The sequence below is a fragment of the Kribbella pratensis genome (assembly GCF_004365355.1).
Classification (GTDB): domain Bacteria; phylum Actinomycetota; class Actinomycetes; order Propionibacteriales; family Kribbellaceae; genus Kribbella.
On record NZ_SODP01000001.1, the window covers coordinates 1,292,758 to 1,313,647 of the forward strand.

Sequence of the window (20,890 nt, forward strand, 5' to 3'; positions counted from 1 at the left end):
GATGCCGAAGGGGCAGCCGGTCGCCGTACCGGAGGACGGCCTGACCACGCGCCAGCGCCGCAACCGTCCGCTGCTGATGGTGCACACCGGTGAGATGAAGGGGAAGTCGACCGCCGCGTTCGGGATGGCGTTGCGGGCGTGGAACCAGGGCTGGAACATCGGCGTGTTCCAGTTCGTCAAGAGCGCCAAGTGGAAGGTCGGAGAGGAAGGCGCGTTCAAGGCGCTCGGTCAGTTGCATGAGGCAACTGGTCAGGGCGGGCCGGTCGAGTGGCACAAGATGGGCGAGGGCTGGAGCTGGTCGCGCAAGGCCGGCACCGAGGAGGACCACGCCGCCGACGCGCTCGAAGGCTGGCGCGAGATCCAGCGCCGGCTGGCCGCCGAGACGCATGACCTGTATGTCCTGGACGAGTTCACGTACCCGATGAAGTGGGGCTGGGTCGACGTGGACGAGGTCGTCGACACGCTCGTCAACCGGCCCGGTCACCAGTACGTCGTGATCACCGGCCGAGACGCCCATCCCAAACTCCTCGACGCCGCTGACCTCGCCGCCGAGATGACCAAGCTGAAGCACCCGATGGACGCCGGCCAGAAGGGCCAGAAGGGCATCGAGTGGTAAGCCTGATCCCGCGCGTGGTGGTCGCGGCTCCGTCTTCCGGTGCGGGAAAGACGACGGTCGCGGTCGGGCTGATGGCGGCGTTGCGGCGGGCCGGGCATGTCGTTGCCGGGTTCAAGGTCGGTCCCGACTACATCGACCCCGGGTTCCACGCGGTCGCGACCGGACGGCCGGGGCGCAACCTCGACCCGATGCTGTCGGGGGAGGAGCGCGTCGAGCCGCTGTTCGCGCATGGGTCCGAGGGCGCGGACATTGCCGTGGTCGAGGGCGTGATGGGCCTGTACGACGGTGCGCTGGGTACGGAAGGGTTCTCGTCGACGGCCCATGTGGCGAAGTTGCTGAAGGCACCGGTCGTACTCGTGGTGGACGCGTCCGCCGCCGGCCGCAGCGTCGGCGCCGTCGTCCAAGGCTTCGTTGCCTTCGACACCGAAGTACGGATCGTCGGGGTCATCCTGAACAAGGTCGGCTCCGACCGGCACGAGACCGAGGTACGCGCCGGAATCGCTCCGACCGGCATACCCGTCCTCGGCGTGCTCCGCCGCGACTCGCGCCTGACCGTCCCCAGCCGCCACCTGGGCCTCGTCCCCGCCGCAGAACAACGCGAACAAGCCGAACAAGCAGTGCTCGCCGCCGCCGAACTGGTCCGTCAGGGCGTCGACCTCCAAGCTTTCGTGACGGCAGCCCGAGCCGCGCCTCACCACGCCACCAACCCCTGGAACCCCACCACAGCATTCACCCCAGCCACCTCGGCAACCCCGGCAGCGCCGGCCACCGCGGACGGGCCTGCCGGGTCCGTCCCGCCCACCACGGTGGCGCCGGCCACCGTGGACAGGCCTGCCGGGTCCGTCCCACCCACGACCGTTCTGCGGCAGCGGCCGGTGATTGCTGTCGCGGGTGGTCCGGTCTTTTCCTTCCGCTACACGGAGACCACTGAGCTGCTCACGGCCGCGGGCGCCGACGTCGCGACCTTCGACCCGCTCACCGACACGTTGCCGGAGGCAACTTCTGCCCTGTACCTCGGCGGAGGCTTCCCGGAGCTGCATGCGGAGGCGCTGTCCGCCAACACCAAACTCCGCGAACAGGTCGCCACGGAAGTAGCCGCCGGCCTCCCCGTCATCGCCGAGTGCGCCGGCCTCCTCTACCTCTGCCGCGAGCTCGACGGCCACCCGATGACGGGCGTACTGCCCGGCACCGGACGGATGACCACCCGTCTCACCCTCGGCTATCGGACCGCGGTCGCCGCGACCAGCACCGACTTCTTCGACGAAGGGCGGCGTGTGCGCGGTCACGAGTTCCACCGCACCACGGTCGACCTCGACGCCGACGTACACCCCGCCTGGCATCTCCCGGGCGGTGTCGAAGGCATCACGCTCCCGCACGTGCACGCGTCGTACCTGCACCTCCACTGGACCGCCACTCCCGACGTACCAGCGCGCCTGGTCGCCGCAGCCCGGGCATACCGGCGATGAACCTCGTCGTAGGAGTCGGCCTCCGCGCAAACACGCCGTACGCCGAACTCCGCGCCCTGGTGGACAGTGCCCTGGAGGAAGCCGGTCCCGGCGCGGTGCAACTGATCGTCACGGTCACCGACAAAGAAGCCCAGCTGCACCGTCTGGCCGACGACCTGAAGGCCGAGCTCCGAGCGATCCCGCCCAGCGAGCTGGCCGAGCAGCCGGCGCCCAACCCGAGCCGGTACGTCGAGCACGTGGCAGGTACGCCGAGCGTCGCGGAGGCAGCCGTACTCGCCGCCGGCGCCGAGCTCGTCGTCCCCAAACGCCGCTCCGCCAACGCGACCGCAGCCGTCGGCCGCCTCCCCGCACCCGGCTACCAACCGGCGGACCGCGACGTCGTGAACCGCGTGATCGCCGAGCGCCGCGACGTACGACGAGGTTTCCTGAACCTCCCGATCGACGGCGAGCTGCTCACCAGAGTGCTGGAATCGGCGCACCGAGCGCCGAGTGTCGGACTGAGCCAGCCATGGGACTTCCTGGTGATCCGCGACCTCGCGACCCGGCGGAAGGTGCACGATCTCGCCACCGCTCAGCGCGACGCGTTCGCCGCCTCTCTGCCGGAGGACCGGCGAGCGAGGTTCGACGGGCTGAAGATCGAGGCCATCCTCGACACGCCGGTGAACATCGCGGTGACCTGCGACCCCGGTCGGGGCGGACGGCACGTCCTCGGGCGGCACGCGGATCCGCGGACGACCTGGTTCTCCGCCGCGATCGCGATCCAGAACCTCTGGCTGGCCGCCCGCGCCGAAGGACTCGGCGTGGGCTGGGTCTCGTTCTTCGAACCGGCCGACGTCGCCAACGTCCTCGATCTGCCCGCGCACATCGAGCTTGTCGGTTATCTCTGTGTCGGGTACGTCGAGGAGTTCGCCGCCGCGCCGGAGCTGGTGCGCTCGGGATGGGCCAAGCGCCGGCCGCTCGAGTGGGCGATCCACCACGAGGAATGGGGCCGCCGCGACGCGTCGATCGTCGACGATGCGATCTACGCCGGGCAGAACGCAGTACCGGCGACCGGTCAGCGCGTACGGGTGATCGTCGGCGGTGACACCGCAGATCTGCATGAGGCAGATGCACTGGTCGTTGACCTCGGTCCGGAGAGACCGCAGGCCGACTTCGGCGTGTTGTGGAGGCCCGCGCGGACGCCGGCCGAGGCCGTCGAGTTCGGTGTCGAGATCGCTCGCGACCTGGCACTCCAGCGCGTCGGCCACCTCGTCGTACAGCTCGAAGAATCCTCGGAGCGTGCCGAGGCATTGGCTCGCGGTCTGAAGGTCGGTGCGTCGGCCTGCGGTCTGACACACTCCTCCGCATGACAGCTGACTCGCCCATGTACGTGCCCGCGTTCTCGATGAAACAACGCGGGACACTGATGGCGAACAAGTACGAGTTGATCGCCACCAATCCGGACGGGAGTGACGGGGCGCTGCTCGCGTTCGCGCAGCAGAAGCGGATGGCGTTCAAGGAACAGGTCACGTTCTACACCGACGACACCAAGACCCAGCCGGTGTTCTCGTTCAAGGCGCGCAAGACGATCGACCTGGGTTCCGGGTACGACGTGTTCGACGCGAACGGGCAGACCATCGGCTGGTTCAAGAAGGAGTTCGGCAAGAGCCTGCTCCGGTCGAGCTGGCAGCTCAGTGGGCCCGGCGTCGACGCGCACGGCACCGAGCGGAACCCGACCATCGCGATCCTCCGGCGGGTCTGGGACTTCGTCCCGTTCGTGGGCGATCTCCCGCTGCCGTTCATCTTCCATTTCGACTTCACCGAGGCCGGCTCCGGCCGGCCTGTGCTGTCGGTGGAGCGCAGGATGACGGTCCGGGACCGCTACCGGATCACCGTCCAGGACCAGCGCCTCGACTTCCGCGTCGCGGCCGCGATGACCGTGGCGCTCGACGCCCTGCAGTCACGCTGAGTCTTGGCTGAGTGTTTGGCGAGCCCTGGCTGAGTCCGGCGTACGACCACGGTCGTACGCCGGACTCACTCTTTCGGGTGAACCTACCCTGAGGGCACTTGGTTCCGTCCCCGTGCGGTGCGAGGCTGTACACATGGGTGTAGCGCAGCGCAGTCGACGGTGGTTGGTTCCGGTGGCGACGGTCGCAGTGGTGGCAGGTGTGGGGACACTCGGGCCAGTGGTCGCGGATGCGTCGCCGAAGCTGCCGAGCATCACCGCGCAGGATCTGCTGGCCAAGGTGCAGACCGCGAAGGTGGACGGCCTGAGCGGCACCGTCCGCTCGGAGGCGGACCTCGGCCTGCCCGCGATCCCCGGCATGGCGCCCGGCAGCCGGGAGCTCACCGACCTGCTGAGCGGGCAGCACACCGCGCGGGTCGCGTTCGCCAGCCCGGACAAGGCCCGGGTCTCGCTGATCGACAATCAGGCCGAGCAGCTCTGGACCACCGACGGCACGTCGGCGTGGGCGTACGACTCGTCCAAGCGTGAGGCCACGAAGCTGACCCTGCCGGCGCACAAGACGGCCAAGCCCGAAAAGGCGTTGCCGAAGGCCTACGACCCGCAGGCGGTCGCCAAGCAGTTCCTCGACGCGATCGACCCGACCACCAAGGTCCAGGTCAGCGGCACCGAGAAGGTCGCCGGCCGCGACGCCTACAAGCTGCGCCTGGTGCCGAAGACCGACAAGACCACCGTCGGTTCGGTCACCCTCGCGATCGACTCCAAGACCTGGGTCCCGCTGGACGTGACCGTGATGCCGCGGACCGGCAACGACCCGGCGGTCGAGCTGGGCTTCACCTCGGTGTCCTTCGACGTACCGGCGGCGAGCTCCTTCACCTTCACCCCGCCGAAGGGCGTGAAGGTCACCGACCAGAAGGTGCCGGCCGCCCGCGAGCACCCGGAGAGCGCGCCGCCGAACCGGGGCAAGCCGGTCAAGCCGGGCAAGCCCGGTGCGGAGCGGCCGGACAAGCCGACCGTTATCGGCACCGGCTGGGACAGCGTCGCGATGATCCGCGGAGCCAACGCCGCCGGCCTGGCGTCGAACCCGGCGGCCGGTCCGCTCGCCCAACTGCTGGCGAAGGCTCCAACCGTGCAGGGCTCGTGGGGTAGGGGCAAGGTGCTGACCACCAAGATGGTGAGCGCACTGATCACCGACGACGGCCGGGTCTTCGTCGGCCTGGTCACCCTGGACACCCTGCAGGCCGCCGCAGCGAAGGCACCTCGCTGACTGTGAGCGCGCCGGTCGTCACCCGCGGGCTGACCAAACGGTTCCACGGCGGGCAGGTGGCGGTGGACGCGGTCGACCTCGAGGTGCCGGCCGGCAGCGTGTACGGCTTCCTCGGCCCGAACGGGTCGGGGAAGACGACGACGATCCGGATGCTGCTCGGCCTGATCGCACCGACGTCCGGTGAGGTCGAACTGCTCGGCGAACCGATGCCGAAGGCACACCTGCGAGTCCTCCCAAGGGTCGGCGCGCTGGTCGAAGGACCGGCGTTCTACCCGTTCTGGACCGGCCAGGCGAACCTGCTGCGCTTCGACGCCGCCGACCGCACCGCCGATCCGAAGACCCGCAAGGCCCGTGCCGGCGAGGCGCTGGAGCGCGTCGGTCTCTCCAACGCGGCCGGCAAGAAGGTCCGCGCGTACTCGCTGGGTATGCGCCAGCGGCTCGCGATCGCGGTCGCTCTCATGCAACGGCGCGAGCTGCTCGTGCTGGACGAGCCGACCAACGGTCTCGACCCGCAGGGCACCCGCGAGGTGCGCCACCTCATCCGCGACCTGGCCGGTGACGGCACGACGGTCTTCACGTCGACCCACCTGCTCGCCGAGGTCGGGCAGGTCTGCACGCACGCCGCGATCATGAACCGCGGCAAGCTGCTCAGGCAGTCCACGGTGGCGGATCTCCGCGCCGAGCTCCGCCCCCGCCTGGTCGTCCGTACGCCGGACCTCGGCGCGGCGGCCGAAACGCTGCAAGGTCTGGGCGTGACCGAGCTGAAGACCACCGAGGAGACCGTCGAGGGCGATCCCGGCGAGCTGCCGATCGAGAAGTTCGCGGCTGCGCTGGTCGCGGCCGACGTACGCATCCACGGCTTCGGGCTGGAACGCCCGAGCCTGGAGGACACCTTCGTCGCGCTGACCGGGGAGGGCTTCGATGTCGCCGAGTGAAGCACCCGCGGAGGCCACAGAGGTCACGGAGGTCACAAGGGTCACAGCCACCAGGCCGAGTGCCGGGCGGCACACCGTGGCGTTGTTCATCTCCGAGCTCAGGCTGGTGTTCGGCCGCGCCCGGACGCAGGTGGGTCTCGGGGTGCTGGCCGCCGTCCCGCTGCTGATCGGGATCGCGATCAAGCTCTCCGGCAACAGCGGGGGTGCCGAGGGATTCATCGGCCAGGTCGCCGGCAACGGCCTGTTCCTGATCGTGGCCAGCCTCGGCCTGTCGCTGCCGTTCTTCCTGCCGACCGCGGTCACCGTCATCTCGGGGGAGTCGCTGGCCGGCGAGGCCAGCCTCGGCACGCTGCGCAACCTGCTGACCGCACCGGCCGGCCGGTCCCGGCTGCTCGCGGCGAAGATGGTCGCGCTCACGGTCTTCTGCCTGGTCGCGACGATGACGATCTGGGTCTCGGGGCTGATCGTCGGCTTCATCCTGTTCCCGGTCGGCGACGTACTCCTGCTCTCCGGCTCGACCGTCTCCCTCGGCGAGGGGCTGCTCCGGGCACTCGTGATCGCGTTGGTGATCTCGCTGTCGCTGCTCGGGCTGGCCGCGATCGGTCTTTTCGTCTCGTCGCTGACATCAACCCCGCTGGCGGCGATGGCGGCCACGTTCGGCACGTTCATCGTGCTCGGCATCATGACCGCGATCCCGCAACTGCACGCGATCCACCCGTGGTTGCTGATGTATCGCTGGCAGTCGTTCGCCGACGTGCTCCGCGACCCGCCGTACTGGCACGAGATCGGCCGCAACCTGCTCCTCCAGGCCGGGTACGTCGCCGTGTTCTACACCGCCGCCTGGGCTCGCATTACGAGCCGCGACATAACCTAGGCAGGGTGAGAGCCGATCTCGTCGCCGCCCTGCGCTGCCCGGTCTGTGCCGACGGGCTGACGCTGGTCGGTCGTACGGCGCGGTGCCCGCGCGGGCACGCGTACGACCTCGCCAAACAGGGCTACCTGAATCTGTTGCCTGCGGCATCTAACGGCATCGAGGGCGACTCGGCGGAGATGGTCGGCGCCCGTACGGTCTTCCTCGGCACCGGCCACTACGCGGCGATCCGGGACGCGCTGATCATCGCCACCGAACTCGGGCCCGACGACCTGGTCGTGGAGGTCGGCGCCGGCACCGGCTACTACCTGGCAGGCGTCCTGGGCCTGGCTCCGCAACGACGCGGAATCGCCCTGGATGTGTCGAAGTTCGCCGCCCGCCGCGTGGCGAAGGTAGATCCGCGGATCGCCTCCGTCGTGTGCGACGCGTGGCAGGAACTGCCGCTGCTCGACAGGTCGGCGCAACTGATGCTGAACGTGTTCGCACCGCGCAACGCGGCCGAGATGGCCCGGGTCCTTGCACCTACCGGCCGTCTGCTCGTGGTCACACCGAACCAGCAGCATCTCGCCGAGCTGGTTGACGTCCTCGGACTGGTCAGTGTGGACGAGGAGAAGGACCGACGGCTGCAGGAGTCGCTGTCGGGGGAGTTCGTCCGGATCGGCAGCGAGGCGATCGAGGAATCGATGCGGCTCGACCGGACGGCCGTCGAGCAGTTGGTGCTGATGACGCCGAGCGCGCGGCACGTGAACTACCGCGAGCTCCTGCAACGGATCGCAGTACTCCCGGAGCCCGCGATCGTGACTCTGTCGGTCACGCTGTCGATCTGGCAGCCACGCTATCGGTCATCGTGATGCCGGCTCGAGCTCGGCATCACTGACCGCATCAGCAGCTGATCAGGCCGCGTGGCCGATCAGTTCGCGGGCGACGACGGTGCCGTGGTTCTCGGCGTCGACGTGGGCCTCGGACTCCGAGACCTTGGAGGCGTCGATCAGCTCCTCCATACCCGGGGTGACCGGGGCCAGGGTGAGCTCGGCGGCGGCAGTGCGGACGTTCATGCCGAGCAGGTCGGCGAACACCCGCTCGAGGTACGGCGTGGCGTGGTCCCAGCCGTGCTTCGGCGTACCCGGGGCGTAGCCGCCGCCACGGGCCAGGGCGAAGATCGCGGGCCGGCCGGCGAGCGGGCGGGAGCCGAAGGCAAGGTCCCGGTCCATCAGCAGCAGGTCGATCCAGGTCTTCGCGTTCTGTGCGATGCCGTAGTTGTAGAGCGGCACGGCGAGCAGGATCGCGTCGGCGTTGCGAGCCTCGGCCGCCAGCTCGGCGGCGATGGCCTGCGCCTCGGCGAGCGGCATCCGGTCGGCGTCGGCGACCGGCTCCTGGCCCACCTGGGCGGCGGCCAGCGTCGGCCACACGGTCGCGGGCAGCGGGTGCTGTCCGAGGTCCCGCCGGACCACGACACCGTCCGGGTGCTCCGCCTTCCAGGCGGCCTCGGCGCTGTCCGCCAGCGCGCGGGACACCGAACCGTCCAGCCGGATGCTGGCGTCGACGCGTAGCAGGGTGCTCATAGGTTCTGTCTCCATCGAGTTGAGGGGGCGTGCTCATGTTGAGCTGCTTCGAAGATAATCTGTGGAGCAGAACATATTCAAGTCAGATCGTATTCCGGGTGGCGTACACCACGTACGATGGGGACATGTCCAGTACTTCGCCTGAGGTAGCGACCCGCGGTACGCGCGGGGTCGAGCCGTCGGTCGCCAGCGGCGCGCCGGTGGAGGCCGACCTCGGCTGGGCGCTGGGCGTCGTCTTCCGGCGATACGCGAAGGCGTCCGCGGCGGCGCTCGAGGGTCTTCCCGGCGGGCCGCGCGGCTACCAGGTGCTCGCGACGACGAACGCCGAGGGGCCGAAGCGGCAACTCGACTTGGCGGCACAGCTCGGCGTGGACCGGACCGTGATGACGTATCTGCTCGACGACCTGGAGAAGGCGGGCCTCGTGCAGCGCCGGCCCGACCCCGCCGATCGCCGGGCGCGGTTGATCGCGCCGACCGACGAGGGCATCGAGGCATTGTGCGACCTCGAGCGCCGTCTGCGCAGCACCGAGGACGAGGTGCTGGGCATCCTCGAAGAGTCGGAGCGCGCCAGCTTCCGGATGCTCCTGCAGCGCGTCGCGATGAAGGCCAACGCCGTCGACCCCCTGCACAACGCGTGCACCCTGGCCGAAGCGGACGACCCCGCCAGCACCTAGGGGCCCGTGAGCTAGTGCAGCGGCACGAAACCTGACTCGTACGCGCGGATCACCGCTTGCGTGCGGTCCCGGGCGTTGAGCTTGGACAGCACGTTGGCGACGTGGGTCTTGACCGTCTGCAGACCGAGGATCAGCTCTTCGGCGATCTCGGCGTTCGACAGGCCGCGCGCCATCAACCGAAGCACCTCCTGCTCCCGCTCGGTCAGCTGGTACTCCTCCAGGCCGCTCGGAGTCTGCGGACCGGCATGGGCGAGTGCCAACGCGCGGATCGCCTCCGGGAACAGCAGTGACTCGCTGCGCGCGACGGTCCGGATCGCCGCGATGATGTCGTCCGGGGGAGTCCGCTTCAGCAAGAACCCGGACGCGCCGGCCCGCAAAGCGTCGTACACGTAGTCGTCGTTCTCGAAGGTGGTGACCACCAGTACGCGCGGCGCCGGGTCCAGGTTCTCGAGCAGCAACCGGGTCGCCTGGATGCCGTCCACCGCCGGCATCCGGACATCCATCAGGACGACGTCCGCGCCGGTACGGCGAACCACCGGCAGGACCTCCGCGCCGTCACCGGCCTCGCCGACCACCGTGAGGTCGGGCTCGGCGTTGATGATCGCGCGCAGCCCGCTCCGGATCAGCGGCTCGTCGTCGACCACGACCACCGACAGCTTCATGTCATCCCTTCGTCGTCATGCTGACCGGCAACCGGACCGCGAGGCGCCAGGCCTGCCCATCGTCCTCCGTGTCGGTTTCCGTGACCGGACCGGCGTCCACCGTGCCGCGCAGTACGGCGACTCTTTCACGGATTCCGGCCAGGCCGCGGCCGCCGCCGGACTGATCGGACCTGCCGTTCATCGGATTGGTGACCGCGAGCCGCAGCCCGGACGTGTCCAGCCGGATCGACAGCTCGACGGCGAGCTCGCCGGCCGGACGACCGGCATGCCGGATCGCGTTGGTCAGGCCTTCCTGCACGATTCTGTACGCCTCACGGGAGACCGCGGCCGGTAGTTGATCCAGATCGCCTGACCGGTCGACCTCGATCGTGATGCCGCCGGCCCGGGTGGCCTCGACGAGACGGTCCAGACCACCGAGCGTGGCCTGCGGCGTGGTCCGCAAGCCCGGCCGGCGGTCGTCGCGGAGCAGGCCGAGCACGTGGTCGAGATCCGCGAGAGCTGCCCGGGCGGACGTCTCCATCGCGGCCAGTGCGGTCTCGGCGAAGTCGGGGTCGCTGGCAAGGACCCGACGCGCCGCCGCGGCCTGGATGGTGACGAGGCTGAGTGCGTGTCCGACGCTGTCGTGCAGTTCACGGGCGAGACGGTTGCGCTCGGCAAGCGTTGCGGTCTGTTGCTCGAGCAGCTCGATCCGCTCGGCCGCGGTCGGTCCGAGGACGCGCGGCGCGAGATACGCCAGCAATGCGCCGACCGCGGCCGACAGCAGGAACAGTCCGGCGAGACCGGCGGTCGCGGCCGCGGGCATCCAGAGGTCGGTCCAGTTGCCGTGGATGTCGTACGACCAGCCGGGCACGATGTCGCGCGATCCGGCCGACCGGAACGGCGCGGCCAGCCAGATCGCGCCGACGCCGAACACGATCGTGCTGAGAATTCCGATGACCCCGCCGGCGACCAGATGCAGGCAGAACCAGACGACGGTCCGCCGCCGCTGCGGCCAGGTCCGCGCCGGACCGAGCGGCCGCTCGTCGAAGCGCACCGCGAGCAGCGATTCGACCGCGATGCCCTCCACCTCGCGCACGGCGGGCAGCAGACCGAGCACGACCGGCGGCACGAGTCCCATCAGCACCCAGATGATGCCGGTGGCAACTTTCGGCAGGCCGAGGTCGGTGACCACCGCGCCGAGCGCGCTGTCCACCAGGATGAACGCCAGCACCAGCGCCGAGCCGAGGAGCAGGTACACCCAGCGCAGGTACGTCGACGGACGCCACAGGCTCCCGATCGCGTGTGCCACTGCTTTCACAGTCACATCGTGTCAAAGCCGGGGCCGGTGTCACCTCCCTCGCCGGAGTGAGTGCGGGGAAACCCGTGCGCCCGCAAGGAGAAGTGGGATGCCTCACCAAGAAGTTGAGGGTTTACGCAAATTTGACGCTGCAGGGCCCGGTTCTGCGGCTGTGGGCGTCGCGATCTGCTGCTCGGACGGGTACGGTCTGTGGTCGGGGCGGGTGCCCGTTCGGCTACGGACAGGTATGGGGAACGGCTCCAGGACGGGTGGCGAGCATGCTCTGCGAGGACCCGGCACGGCGGACGTCAATTCGCCGTGAAGACCCCGCGGGCGGATTGACCACCCTTCCATATTTGATGTTTGATCAAATATCGGGACGAGAGAGGTCGATATGAGGTTGAGGCGTTCCGTCATCGCGGTGATGGCGGTCCTGGGGCTCGCCCTGGTCAGTGCATGTAATGGTGACGACAAAGGCGGTCAGGCCGACAACGGCCTGCAGAAGGTCAACTACCTGACGTCGTTCAACACCTTCGGCCGCGAGGCGTACGCGTACGTCGCGCTGGACAAGGGGTACTTCAAGGACGCCGGCTTCGACGTCAAGATCACCCCGGGGACCGGCACCGTCGACGTGATGAAGCTGGTGGCCGGCGGTCAGGCCGACTACGGCATCGGCGACTTCACCGCGACCGTGATCACCCTCGGCAAGCAGAAGCTGCCGGTCACCACGGTCGGCATGATCCACCAGCGGTCGATGGCCGCGATCATGTCGCTCGAGGGCCTCGGGATCAACAAGCCGAGCGACCTGGTCAACAAGACGATCGGCGACCAGCCGGGCTCGACCAACACCGTCATGTTCCCCGTGTACGCCAACGCGGTGCACATCGACCCGAAGTCGGTCACGTTCCTCCCGTCGCCGCCGCCGGCTCTGCCGAGCCTGCTGGCCGCCGGCAAGGTCCAGGGCATCGGCCAGTTCGTGGTCGGCGAACCGCTGATCGCGAAGGCCGACAAGAAGGGCCGCAAGGTCATCACGCTGCCGTACGGCGACGTGCTGCCGGACCTCTACGGCAACGCGATCATCACCCGGTCGGACCTGGCCAAGGACCACCCGGACCAGGTGAAGAAGTTCACCGGCGCGCTGCTCAAGGGTCTGCAGGACACCTACGACGACCCGGCCGCCGCGGCCGCGACCCTGAAGAAGTACGTGCCCGCCACCGATGTCGACGTCGCCACCAAAGAGCTGACGATCATGCAGAAGTACATCAAGCCGGACGGCTTCGACGGCCCGCTCGGTGAGGTCACGCTCGAGCGGGTGCAGAAGGTCATCGCGCTGCTGGAGCAGTCGAAGGCGATGCCGGTGGGTTCGGTCAAGCCCGACGACGTCGTCACGATGAGCTTGGCTCCGAAGAGCTAGGGGTGTCTGCGCACTGATGATTCGCCTGGACGGCGTAGGGCAGGTCTTCGACGGACGCGAGGGCCGGGTGACCGCCCTCGAGAAGATCGACCTGCACGTCCGCGGCGGTGAGTTCGTCACGCTGATCGGCCGGTCCGGATGTGGCAAGTCCACTCTGCTCCGGCTGATCGCGGGACTGTTGCCGCCGACTTCCGGTTCGGTCGCGGTGGCGGATGAACCCGTCACCGGACCGCGCCGGGACGTGTCGTTCATGTTCCAGCGGCCCGCCCTGCTGCCGTGGCGGTCGGTGCTGTCGAACGTGATGCTGCCGGTCGAGATCGACAAGGGCAGCGACCGCAGCAAGGCGGCGTACCGGGACCGGGCTCATCAGTTGCTTGAGCTGGTCGGTCTGCAAGGGTTCGAACGGCGGCTGCCGCACGAGCTCTCCGGTGGTATGCAGCAGCGGGTGTCGCTGTGCCGGTCGTTGATCCGCGATCCGCAGGTGATGCTTATGGACGAGCCGTTCTCCGCGCTCGACGCGCTCACCCGGACCGAGCTGTCCGAGGAGTTGCAGCGGATCAAGATGGAGCTGTCCACCACGATCGTGTTCGTCACGCACTCGATCGAGGAAGCCGTCGTACTCGCGGACCGGGTCGTCGTCCTGACGCCGCGTCCGGGCCGGATGCGCGACGTCGTCGACATCGACATCCCGCGGCCGCGCAGCCTCGCCCAGAACGCGTACGTCACCGAGGTCGCCACGATCAGCGCACGGCTGCACGCGCTGCTCTCGGAGAAGGAGAGCGAGGACCGGCGATGACCAAGCGTTCCTGGCTGACCAGTTCGCCGGCGGCCGCCGTCATCCTCCCGATCATCGGGCTGGCGGCAGCGATCGCGCTGTGGTGGGGCGCCACGGTCGTGTTCTCGATCGCGCCGTACCTGCTGCCGACGCCGTGGGACGTGGCGGTCAAGTTCTTCGACCAGCCGGGTGTCCTGCTGTCGGAGACCGGTACGTCGCTGCTCGAGACGCTCGAGGGCTTCGTGCTCGCGATCGTCATCGGGGTGCCGATCGCGCTGCTGATCGTCCGCTCGGTGATCCTCGAGCGGCTGGTCTATCCGCTGCTGCTGATGGTGAACTCGATCCCCAAGGTCGCGGTCGCGCCGCTGCTGGTGGTGTGGATGGGCTTCGGTCAGTGGCCGAAGGTCGTGATGGTGCTGCTGATGTGCTTCTTCCCGATCGTCATCTCGACCGCGCAGGGGATGAAGTCGACGCCGACCGAGCTGGTCGAGCTGATGCGGTCGCTGAACGCGACGCGCGCACAGGAGTTCTTCAAGCTCCGGCTGCGGTACGCGATGCCGCAGATCTTCACCGGGTTCAAGGTCGCGATCTCGCTGGCCGTGATCGGCGCGGTGATCGGCGAATTCGTTGGCGCCACCAAGGGACTCGGCTACGTGATCCAGCAGTCCGGCGCCAGCGCCGACACCACCCTGGCCTTCGCCGCGATCATGCTCCTCAGCGTGATGAGCATCATCCTGTTCTACGGCTTGGTGCTACTCGAGCACCTGCTGCTCCCCTGGGCCCAGGAGAAGCGATGACCGCGCAAGCGTCTGACGCGGATCGGCGGGTGCTGGTTCGGCCGGAGTGGCTGCAGGGCACGGTTTCGGCGGTGTTCAGCGCGGTCGGGTTCGAGGCGGATGATGCGGACAAGATTGCGGCTGCGCTGGTCGAGGCGGATCTGCGCGGTGTGAGTTCGCACGGCGTGATGCTGGTTCCGATGTACGTCGAACGCCTGAACGCCGGCGGTGTGACCCGCGAGCGCGAGCTCGACATCCTGTTCGACGCCGGTGCCGCGATGGTCGCGGATGCCCGCGGCGGGATGGGCCAGCTGTCCAGCCCGCAGGCGATGGGCCACGCGATCGAGCGTGCCGGCCGGCACGGCATCGGCCTGGTCTCGGTCCGCAACGCGCACCATTTCGGCGCGGCCAGCCGCTGGGCCATGCAAGCCGGTCAGGCCGGGTGTATCGGTATCGCGATGTCGAACACCACGCCGTTGATGCCTGCTCCGGGCGGCGCCGAGCGGATCGTCGGCAACAACCCGCTGGCGATCGCGGTCCCGACCAAGGCCGGCGTGGAGATCGTGCTGGACATGGCGTTGTCGGCCGTTGCCCTGGGCAAGATCCGGCTGGCGGCCTCGGCCGGGCGGTCGATCCCCGAGACCTGGGCGACCGATTCCTCGGGTACGCCGACCACGGACCCGGAGGAGGCCGTGCTCGGCATGCTGTTGCCGGCGGCCGGTCACAAGGGCTTCGGGCTGGCGTTGATGATCGACGTACTCACGGGTGTGCTGAGCGGTGGCGGCTGGGGCGACCAGGTCCGCCCGCTGTACCGGGAGCCGGACCGGCCGAACGACTGCGCCCACCTGTTCCTGGCGATCGACCCGGAGTTGATGGGCGGCGTAGAGAGTTTCCGCCTGCGCTCGTCCGGGCTGGCCGCGCGGGTCCGGGGGAGCGCGACGGCTCCGGGCGTGAACCGGCTGCATCTGCCGGGTGAGATCGAGGCGGAGCGTGCGGCGTACCAGCGCCGGCACGGTGTGCTGATCGAGCGGTCCGGACTGGACGGGCTGCTGGAGGCGGCGCGCGCGGCCGGCGTCGTCGTACCGGCGGGAGGGGTGTTGAGCTGATGGGAAAGACCCAGGTGTCGACCGAGGCGCTGCGGAGCCCGAATGGGGTGTTCTCGCAGGCCACGACGATCGAAGCGACCGGGCGGCTGGTGTTCGTTTCCGGGATGACCGCCCGGCGGCCGGACGGCGGGATCGCCGGGGTCGGGGACGTCCGGGAACAGACCAGGCAGGTGTGCGAGAACGTGAAGGCGGCGGTCGAGGCCGCCGGCGGCACGCTGGCGGATGTCTGCCGGGTGGATGTGTACGTGCGCAACATGGAGGACTTCGCCAAGATCCACGAGATCCGCGCGCAGTACTTCACCGAGCCGCTGCCGGCGTCGACCATGGTCGAGGTCAGCAAGCTCGCACATCCCGATTACCTGATCGAGATCAACGCGATCGCCGTGATCGCATGACCCCGGGGGTGAGTTGTATGCGTGGCGTCGAGTGGACCTGAGATGAAGTACGTGATGGTGGAGTACGCCGGGCGCGAGGTGCCCGGCGTACTCGACGGGGAGTCCGTCCTGTTGCTATCGGCAACCGACCTGACCGAGGTGATCTCTGGTGAGGCGTCGGTGGTCGAGAAGATTCCTTATGACGAAGGGATCCTGCGCGCGCCGCTGCGGCGGTTCCGGCGGGACATCCTGTGCACCGGGTGGAACTACTGGGACCACTTCGAGGAGAGCAAGGGCAAGCGCGAGGGTCAGGACGTCGACCGGCCCGAGCACCCGACGTTCTTCACCAAGGGCCCGGACGTGGTGATCGGTCCGTACGACGACATCGCCTGGGATCCGGCGATCTCTGCCAAGTGGGACTACGAGGCCGAGGTCGCGCTGGTGATCGGCAAGACCGGCAAGAACATCGCTGTCGCCGACGCACTGGACCACGTCTGGGGCTACACGCTGGCCAACGACGTGTCGCAGCGCGACCTGCAGCGTGCGCACGGCGGCCAGTGGCTGAAGGGCAAGAGCATCGACAACACCATGCCGCTGGGTCCATGGATCGTGACCGCCGACGAGGTGGGCGACCCGCAGGACATCCACCTGCAGTGCATGGTGAACGGCGAGGTACGCCAGGACGCGTCCACGCGGCAGATGGCGTACGACGTCGCCACAGTGATCAGTGAGCTCTCGTTCGGTATGACGCTGCGCCCGGGCGACCTGCTGCTGACCGGTACGCCGGCCGGCATCGGCAACGCCCGCGATCCGCAGGTGTTCCTCAAGGACGGCGACGTGGTCGTCACCCGCTCCGACAAACTCGGCGAGCTGCGCAACAGAGTGACACGCGCATGAACGGGCCTCTGGAACTGCTGCCAGGTGGCGGCAAGAGCGGTCGTCGTACCCTCGCCGAGCACGCGGCTGCCGAGCTTCACCAGCTGATCCTGTCCGGCGAGCTGCCGAGCGGTACGCCGTTGCGGCTCGTGGAGCTGGCCAGCCGGCTCGAGATGAGTCAGATGCCTGTGCGCGAGGGACTCCGTCGGCTGGAGGCGCTCGGGCTGGTCGAGATCATCCCGCACCGCGGCGCGTGGGTGCGCGACCTGTCATTGTCCGATCTGCGCGACACGCATGAGACCAGGCTGGCTCTGGAGAGTCTCGCCGTACGGGCGGCTGCGGCGCGGTTCACCGAGGACGACCTGACGAAGGCAGCGGCCGCACTGGCCGAGCATCTCCGTCTCTCGCGGGCGGAGGACTCCGCGGGCGCCCGCGACGCCCATGCGGACTTCCACTTCGCGATCTACCGGGCGAGCGGTTCACAGTGGTTGCCGCGAGCAATTGAGCCGGTGTGGCAGAACAGTGAGCGCTACCGGTTCGGGAGCCGGCAGACGGCGTTCCTGATCGAGAAGAGCCGGCAAGAACATCAGGCGATCCTGGACGCGTGCGTCGCGCAGGACCCTGATGCGGCCGAGCTGGCGCTGCGCAGTCACCTGGCCGGCGCGTTCCAGCGGATCACCGAGACGATGACGTCGAAGCAGAAGGAGACGTCATGAAGGCGAGCTTCGATGCGACCGGTGAGGTCGTGGTGATCACAGGCGGCGCGCGCGGCATCGGTGCGGCGCTGGCACAGGCAGTCAACGCCGCCGGCGGTACTGCGGTCGTCTTCGACGTCACGCCGCCGGCTGACGGTGTCGAGTACGTCGAGGTCGACGTAGCGGACCGGTCCGCCGTACAGGCTGCGGTCGCCAGTGTGCTGGAGCGGCACGGGCGGATCGACGGTCTGGTCGCCGGTGCGGCCGTGCAGCCCCGGTCGACCGTGCTGGAGATGGATGCGGCCGAGTGGACCCGCACGCTGCAGGTGAACCTCGACGGTGTGGTGTGGGCGTGTCAGGCCGTCGTACCGCAGATGGTGGAGCGGCAGTCCGGCTCGGTGGTGGTGTTCACGTCGGGGCTGGCGTCGACCGGGTACGCAGGCGCATCGGCGTACGCCGCGAGCAAGGCCGCGCTGGTGGCGTTCGCCAAGTCGCTGGCGGTCGAGGTGGCCGGCGACCGGGTCCGGGTGAACGTGGTCGCGCCAGGGGTGATCGACACCGACCAGTTCCGTACTGCGAACGGCGGTGCGGACCGGGAGCACTGGCACGACACCATAGGCATCGGCGACCCCGACGATGTTGTCGGGCCGTTGCTGTTCCTCCTGTCCGACGCGGCCGCGATGACCGGGTCGGTGCTGGCCCGGGAACGTGCCTTTGCCAAGCTCACGAGCTTCATGAGTTCCACGGAGTGACAAGTTGACTGAACAGCTGCCCGTTGTCGTGGTCGGCGCCGGACCCATCGGTCTGACCGCGGCCCTCGGCCTGGAGCACTACGGGATCCCGTACGTGCTGCTGGAGGAGGACGCCACGCTCTCCTCCGACACCAAGGCCGGTACGACGCTCAGCCGGACGCTGGAGATCTGGAACCGGTACGGCGCGGTGGACCGCATCCTCGGCGCTGCGCTGCGGATCGACGAGATCGGTGACATCGACCGGGCCACCAACACGCCCCGGGCCTCGGTGCAGTTGGCCGAGCTGGCGAACGACACGCAGTTCCCGTTCGTCATCAACCTGCCGCAGCAGAAGATGGAGCCGCTGCTCGCGGCGGCCCTGTCCACGCCGGTGCGGACGCAGCACCGGATGACGTCGTTCGAAGTACGTGACGACCGCGTGGTGCTGCAGGTGGAGACACCGGACGGTCCGCAGGAGCTGGAGGCGTCGTACCTGCTGGCCTGTGACGGCGGGCGTTCGCGGATCCGCGATGCGCTCGGCGTGAAGGTGGTGGGGGAGACCCTGCCGGAGCGGTACATGTTGATCGACGTCGTCGTGGACCTGGACGTCGACAACGCCAGGGACTACCCGTACCTCGCGTACTTCGCGGACAAGTCCGAGTGGATGGTGCTGATCCGGCAGCCCGACAACTGGCGCTTCCTCTTCCCGCTGGCACCGGGCGCCGACGCACCGGGTGACGAGGACCTGCTGGTGAAGGTGAAGCAGTTCATCGGCGAGGTGGACCGCATCGAGCTGATGGGCTCGGTGGTCTACAACGTGCACCACCGGGTCGCGGAGCAGTGGACCAAGGACCGCAGGGTGTTCCTGATGGGCGATGCGGCCCACCTGATCACCCCGATGTGGGCGCTCGGTCTGAACACCGGTGCGCTGGACGCGTCGAACCTGCCGTGGCGGCTGGCCTGGGTACTGCGCGGCTGGGCCGATCCGTCGTTGCTGGACGGGTACGAGCAGGAGCAGCGTCCGGTGGCGATCGAGGGCTCGGGCGAGATGGCCGAGGCTGCGCGGAAGTACATGTCGTTCCAGCAGGGCGCTGTCACAGCGGGAACGAGCGACTGGGCAACGGCGTACACGCGGACTCTGCTGAGCGTGCGGCTGGACGTGGACGGCACCGGTGACTGGTCGATGGTTGCCACGGCGGCTGAACCGCCTGCGGTGCGGGCCGGTGACCGGGCGCCCGACCTGGTGCTGCAGAGCCCGACAGGCCGGGTGACGATCCACGACCTGTGCCGGGACTCGTTCGTCGCCTTGTACTTCACTGATGTCCGCCGGCGCCCGGAGATCCCGCTGAACGGATCGCCTGCGCTGCAGCACTACGCGGTGTCCCGGTGGGACGCGCCGCACGACTCCGGTCTGCGGGACCGTGCGCTGTTCGACCCCGGAAGCGTTGCCACCAAGCGGTACGGCGTACCGCCGGAGTCCGTCGTACTGCTTCGGCCGGACGGACATGTGGCTGCTGTCGCTCCGATGAGTACTGGCGTTGCGGAGGAGCTGTACAGCCGCATTACCGGTAAGGAGGTTCCATGAGTTTCGACGAACCGCTGCGGGAGATCCTGCTGCAGACGGACGACCTGGAGTGGGTCGAGAAGTCGTTGGACGGCCTGTCCCACAAGATGCTGTGGCGGGACCCGCAGACCGAGGCCTCGATCGCACTGGTGCGTTTCGAGAAGGGCTCCGGCATTCCGTCCGAGCACAAGCACGCCTCGAACCAGTTCATGTTCTGCCTGTCCGGCCGGTACGTGTACCTGCCGACCGGGACCACGCTGACCAAGGGCAGCTTCTACTGGAACCCCAAGGGTGTGACGCACGGACCGACGCGGGCAGAGGAGACCTCTGTCCTGCTGGAGGTGTACGACGGGCCGCACTACCCGGAGCGGCCGGACTTCTACGACAACGACGAGGACGCCCGCTGACATGGCCGGTTGGGACGTCCACACGCATCTGATCCCGCCGACCGTGCTGTCGGCAGCGCACCGGGGTGAGTTCGGGCTGTCCGTCGACAGCGGTTCGCTGGTGGTCGACGGACAGCGACTGCCGCTGCGTCGGCTCGCCGACCCGGCCGCACTGCTGCAGTGGATCACCGAGCAGTCGCTGGACGGCGCCGTCGTCTCCGTGCCGCCCGCGCTCTTCCGGTACGACGCCGGCGTCGAGTGGTCCGAGCTGGTCAACCAGGGGCTCCGCGAGCTCGCCACACCGCAACTGCGTGTCCTCGCGCATCTGCCGCTGCTGGACCCGGCAGCGCCGGCAGTGGCTGCCGGTCTGGCCGGTGAAGGCGTCTTCGGCGGGTTCGCACTGGGTACGCCGAGCTACGCCGGGCTGGATCCGGTCTGGCGGGTGCTGGACGCGCTGGAGGCATTCACCCTGATTCATCCCGGCAGCAGTGACGACAAGCGGCTTGATTCGTTCTACTTGTCGAACCTGTTAGGGAATCCGTACGAGACCGGAGTGGCCGCCGCTTCGCTCGTCTTCGCCGACGTGCCGGGGCGGTTTCCAGGGATCCGGTTCTGCTTGTGCCATGGGGGTGGTGTGACGGCGGCCGTTGCCGGCCGGTGGCAACGCGGGATCGACACGGAACGGCCCGGGATCGAGCCGGTGTCGTTGCCGGTCGCGGAGGCGCTGCGCCGGTTCTACGTCGACGATCTGGTGCACGACGACGCCGTACTGGAACTGCTGACTTCGACGTTCGGTGCCGAGCGGGTCCTGGCCGGGAGTGACTGGCCGTTCCCGATGGGCAGCGACGGGGTGTCCGCCGCGCGGTCCGCGACGGCCGAGGTGCTGACCCGGCCGCTGGCGAAGGAGGTCGCCGCGTGGTGA

General features: G+C 68.9%; 23 protein-coding genes. 20 read left to right on the top strand and 3 right to left on the bottom strand.

Going from position 1 to position 20,890, the window contains the following annotated elements:
- The first annotated feature begins 1 nt into the window (after window position 1).
- From cobO to EV653_RS06040, 8 genes are all read left to right on the top strand, one after another.
- A complete protein-coding gene (gene cobO / locus EV653_RS06005) occupies window positions 2-616 on the top strand; it encodes a cob(I)yrinic acid a,c-diamide adenosyltransferase (RefSeq protein ID WP_134098729.1) in 615 nt (204 codons plus the stop codon).
- Complete coding sequence (locus EV653_RS06010) at window positions 610-2,082, top strand: cobyrinate a,c-diamide synthase (protein WP_134098731.1); 1,473 nt, start codon at window positions 610-612, stop codon at window positions 2,080-2,082. The genes cobO and EV653_RS06010 overlap by 7 nt, the downstream gene beginning before the upstream one ends.
- Window positions 2,079-3,431 (top strand): 5,6-dimethylbenzimidazole synthase, encoded by a 1,353-nt coding sequence (gene bluB, locus EV653_RS06015; RefSeq protein ID WP_134098733.1) that lies wholly within the window; start codon window positions 2,079-2,081, stop codon window positions 3,429-3,431. Before EV653_RS06010 ends, bluB begins: the two co-directional genes overlap by 4 nt.
- On the top strand, window positions 3,428-4,030 hold the full coding sequence (locus EV653_RS06020) for a hypothetical protein (RefSeq protein WP_238159590.1): 603 nt from the start codon (window positions 3,428-3,430) through the stop codon (window positions 4,028-4,030). The genes bluB and EV653_RS06020 overlap by 4 nt, the downstream gene beginning before the upstream one ends.
- Window positions 4,031-4,163: 133 nt before the next feature.
- The gene (locus tag EV653_RS06025; RefSeq protein ID WP_238159591.1) at window positions 4,164-5,291 is read left to right on the top strand and encodes a LolA family protein; all 1,128 of its coding nucleotides are present in this window, start codon (window positions 4,164-4,166) and stop codon (window positions 5,289-5,291) included.
- 2 nt (window positions 5,292-5,293) lie between these two features.
- A complete protein-coding gene (locus EV653_RS06030; protein ID WP_238159592.1) occupies window positions 5,294-6,226 on the top strand; it encodes an ABC transporter ATP-binding protein in 933 nt (310 codons plus the stop codon).
- Window positions 6,213-7,100 (top strand): ABC transporter permease, encoded by an 888-nt coding sequence (locus EV653_RS06035; protein WP_134098735.1) that lies wholly within the window; start codon window positions 6,213-6,215, stop codon window positions 7,098-7,100. Before EV653_RS06030 ends, EV653_RS06035 begins: the two co-directional genes overlap by 14 nt.
- Window positions 7,101-7,105: 5 nt before the next feature.
- Window positions 7,106-7,948, top strand: coding sequence for a putative RNA methyltransferase (locus EV653_RS06040; RefSeq protein ID WP_134098737.1), 843 nt, complete (start codon window positions 7,106-7,108; stop codon window positions 7,946-7,948).
- Between the two features lie 42 nt (window positions 7,949-7,990).
- Here EV653_RS06040 and EV653_RS06045 read toward each other — a convergent pair whose 3' ends face one another.
- Window positions 7,991-8,659 (bottom strand): FMN-dependent NADH-azoreductase, encoded by a 669-nt coding sequence (locus tag EV653_RS06045; protein WP_134098739.1) that lies wholly within the window; start codon window positions 8,657-8,659, stop codon window positions 7,991-7,993.
- Window positions 8,660-8,784: 125 nt separating this feature from the next.
- On the opposite strand from EV653_RS06045, the gene EV653_RS06050 reads away from it, so the two are divergent.
- Window positions 8,785-9,333, top strand: a complete 549-nt coding sequence (locus tag EV653_RS06050; RefSeq protein WP_134098741.1) for a MarR family winged helix-turn-helix transcriptional regulator — start codon at window positions 8,785-8,787, stop codon at window positions 9,331-9,333.
- Window positions 9,334-9,344: 11 nt separating this feature from the next.
- Here EV653_RS06050 and EV653_RS06055 read toward each other — a convergent pair whose 3' ends face one another.
- Together EV653_RS06055 and EV653_RS06060 are read right to left on the bottom strand one after the other, a co-directional pair.
- Window positions 9,345-9,995, bottom strand: coding sequence for a response regulator transcription factor (locus EV653_RS06055; RefSeq protein WP_134098743.1), 651 nt, complete (start codon window positions 9,993-9,995; stop codon window positions 9,345-9,347).
- Between the two features lies 1 nt (window position 9,996).
- Window positions 9,997-11,292 (bottom strand): sensor histidine kinase, encoded by a 1,296-nt coding sequence (locus tag EV653_RS06060; RefSeq protein WP_238159593.1) that lies wholly within the window; start codon window positions 11,290-11,292, stop codon window positions 9,997-9,999.
- 373 nt (window positions 11,293-11,665) lie between these two features.
- Here EV653_RS06060 and EV653_RS06065 point away from each other — a divergent pair, with 373 nt between their 5' ends.
- Genes EV653_RS06065 through EV653_RS06115 form a run of 11 tightly spaced genes read left to right on the top strand, consistent with a single transcriptional unit; the run spans window position 11,666 to window position 20,890 of the window.
- Window positions 11,666-12,685: an ABC transporter substrate-binding protein gene (locus tag EV653_RS06065; RefSeq protein ID WP_134098745.1), complete on the top strand. Its 1,020-nt coding sequence runs from the start codon at window positions 11,666-11,668 to the stop codon at window positions 12,683-12,685.
- Between the two features lie 16 nt (window positions 12,686-12,701).
- Window positions 12,702-13,481: an ABC transporter ATP-binding protein gene (locus tag EV653_RS06070; RefSeq protein WP_134098747.1), complete on the top strand. Its 780-nt coding sequence runs from the start codon at window positions 12,702-12,704 to the stop codon at window positions 13,479-13,481.
- Window positions 13,478-14,257 carry an ABC transporter permease gene (locus EV653_RS06075; protein WP_134098750.1) on the top strand — a complete coding sequence of 260 codons (780 nt, stop codon included), beginning with the start codon at window positions 13,478-13,480 and terminating at the stop codon, window positions 14,255-14,257. The genes EV653_RS06070 and EV653_RS06075 overlap by 4 nt, the downstream gene beginning before the upstream one ends.
- Window positions 14,254-15,342, top strand: coding sequence for an Ldh family oxidoreductase (locus tag EV653_RS06080; protein ID WP_134098752.1), 1,089 nt, complete (start codon window positions 14,254-14,256; stop codon window positions 15,340-15,342). The genes EV653_RS06075 and EV653_RS06080 overlap by 4 nt, the downstream gene beginning before the upstream one ends.
- Window positions 15,342-15,737: a RidA family protein gene (locus tag EV653_RS06085; protein WP_134098754.1), complete on the top strand. Its 396-nt coding sequence runs from the start codon at window positions 15,342-15,344 to the stop codon at window positions 15,735-15,737. The genes EV653_RS06080 and EV653_RS06085 overlap by 1 nt, the downstream gene beginning before the upstream one ends.
- Before the next feature lie 42 nt (window positions 15,738-15,779).
- Complete coding sequence (locus EV653_RS06090) at window positions 15,780-16,613, top strand: fumarylacetoacetate hydrolase family protein (RefSeq protein WP_134098755.1); 834 nt, start codon at window positions 15,780-15,782, stop codon at window positions 16,611-16,613.
- Complete coding sequence (locus EV653_RS06095) at window positions 16,610-17,308, top strand: GntR family transcriptional regulator (RefSeq protein ID WP_134098756.1); 699 nt, start codon at window positions 16,610-16,612, stop codon at window positions 17,306-17,308. Before EV653_RS06090 ends, EV653_RS06095 begins: the two co-directional genes overlap by 4 nt.
- Complete coding sequence (locus EV653_RS06100) at window positions 17,305-18,039, top strand: SDR family NAD(P)-dependent oxidoreductase (RefSeq protein ID WP_134098757.1); 735 nt, start codon at window positions 17,305-17,307, stop codon at window positions 18,037-18,039. The genes EV653_RS06095 and EV653_RS06100 overlap by 4 nt, the downstream gene beginning before the upstream one ends.
- A gap of 4 nt (window positions 18,040-18,043) precedes the next feature.
- Window positions 18,044-19,603 carry an FAD-dependent monooxygenase gene (locus tag EV653_RS06105; protein WP_134098759.1) on the top strand — a complete coding sequence of 520 codons (1,560 nt, stop codon included), beginning with the start codon at window positions 18,044-18,046 and terminating at the stop codon, window positions 19,601-19,603.
- Window positions 19,600-19,989 (top strand): cupin domain-containing protein, encoded by a 390-nt coding sequence (locus tag EV653_RS06110; RefSeq protein WP_134098761.1) that lies wholly within the window; start codon window positions 19,600-19,602, stop codon window positions 19,987-19,989. The genes EV653_RS06105 and EV653_RS06110 overlap by 4 nt, the downstream gene beginning before the upstream one ends.
- Window position 19,990: 1 nt before the next feature.
- On the top strand, window positions 19,991-20,890 hold the full coding sequence (locus tag EV653_RS06115; RefSeq protein WP_134098763.1) for an amidohydrolase family protein: 900 nt from the start codon (window positions 19,991-19,993) through the stop codon (window positions 20,888-20,890).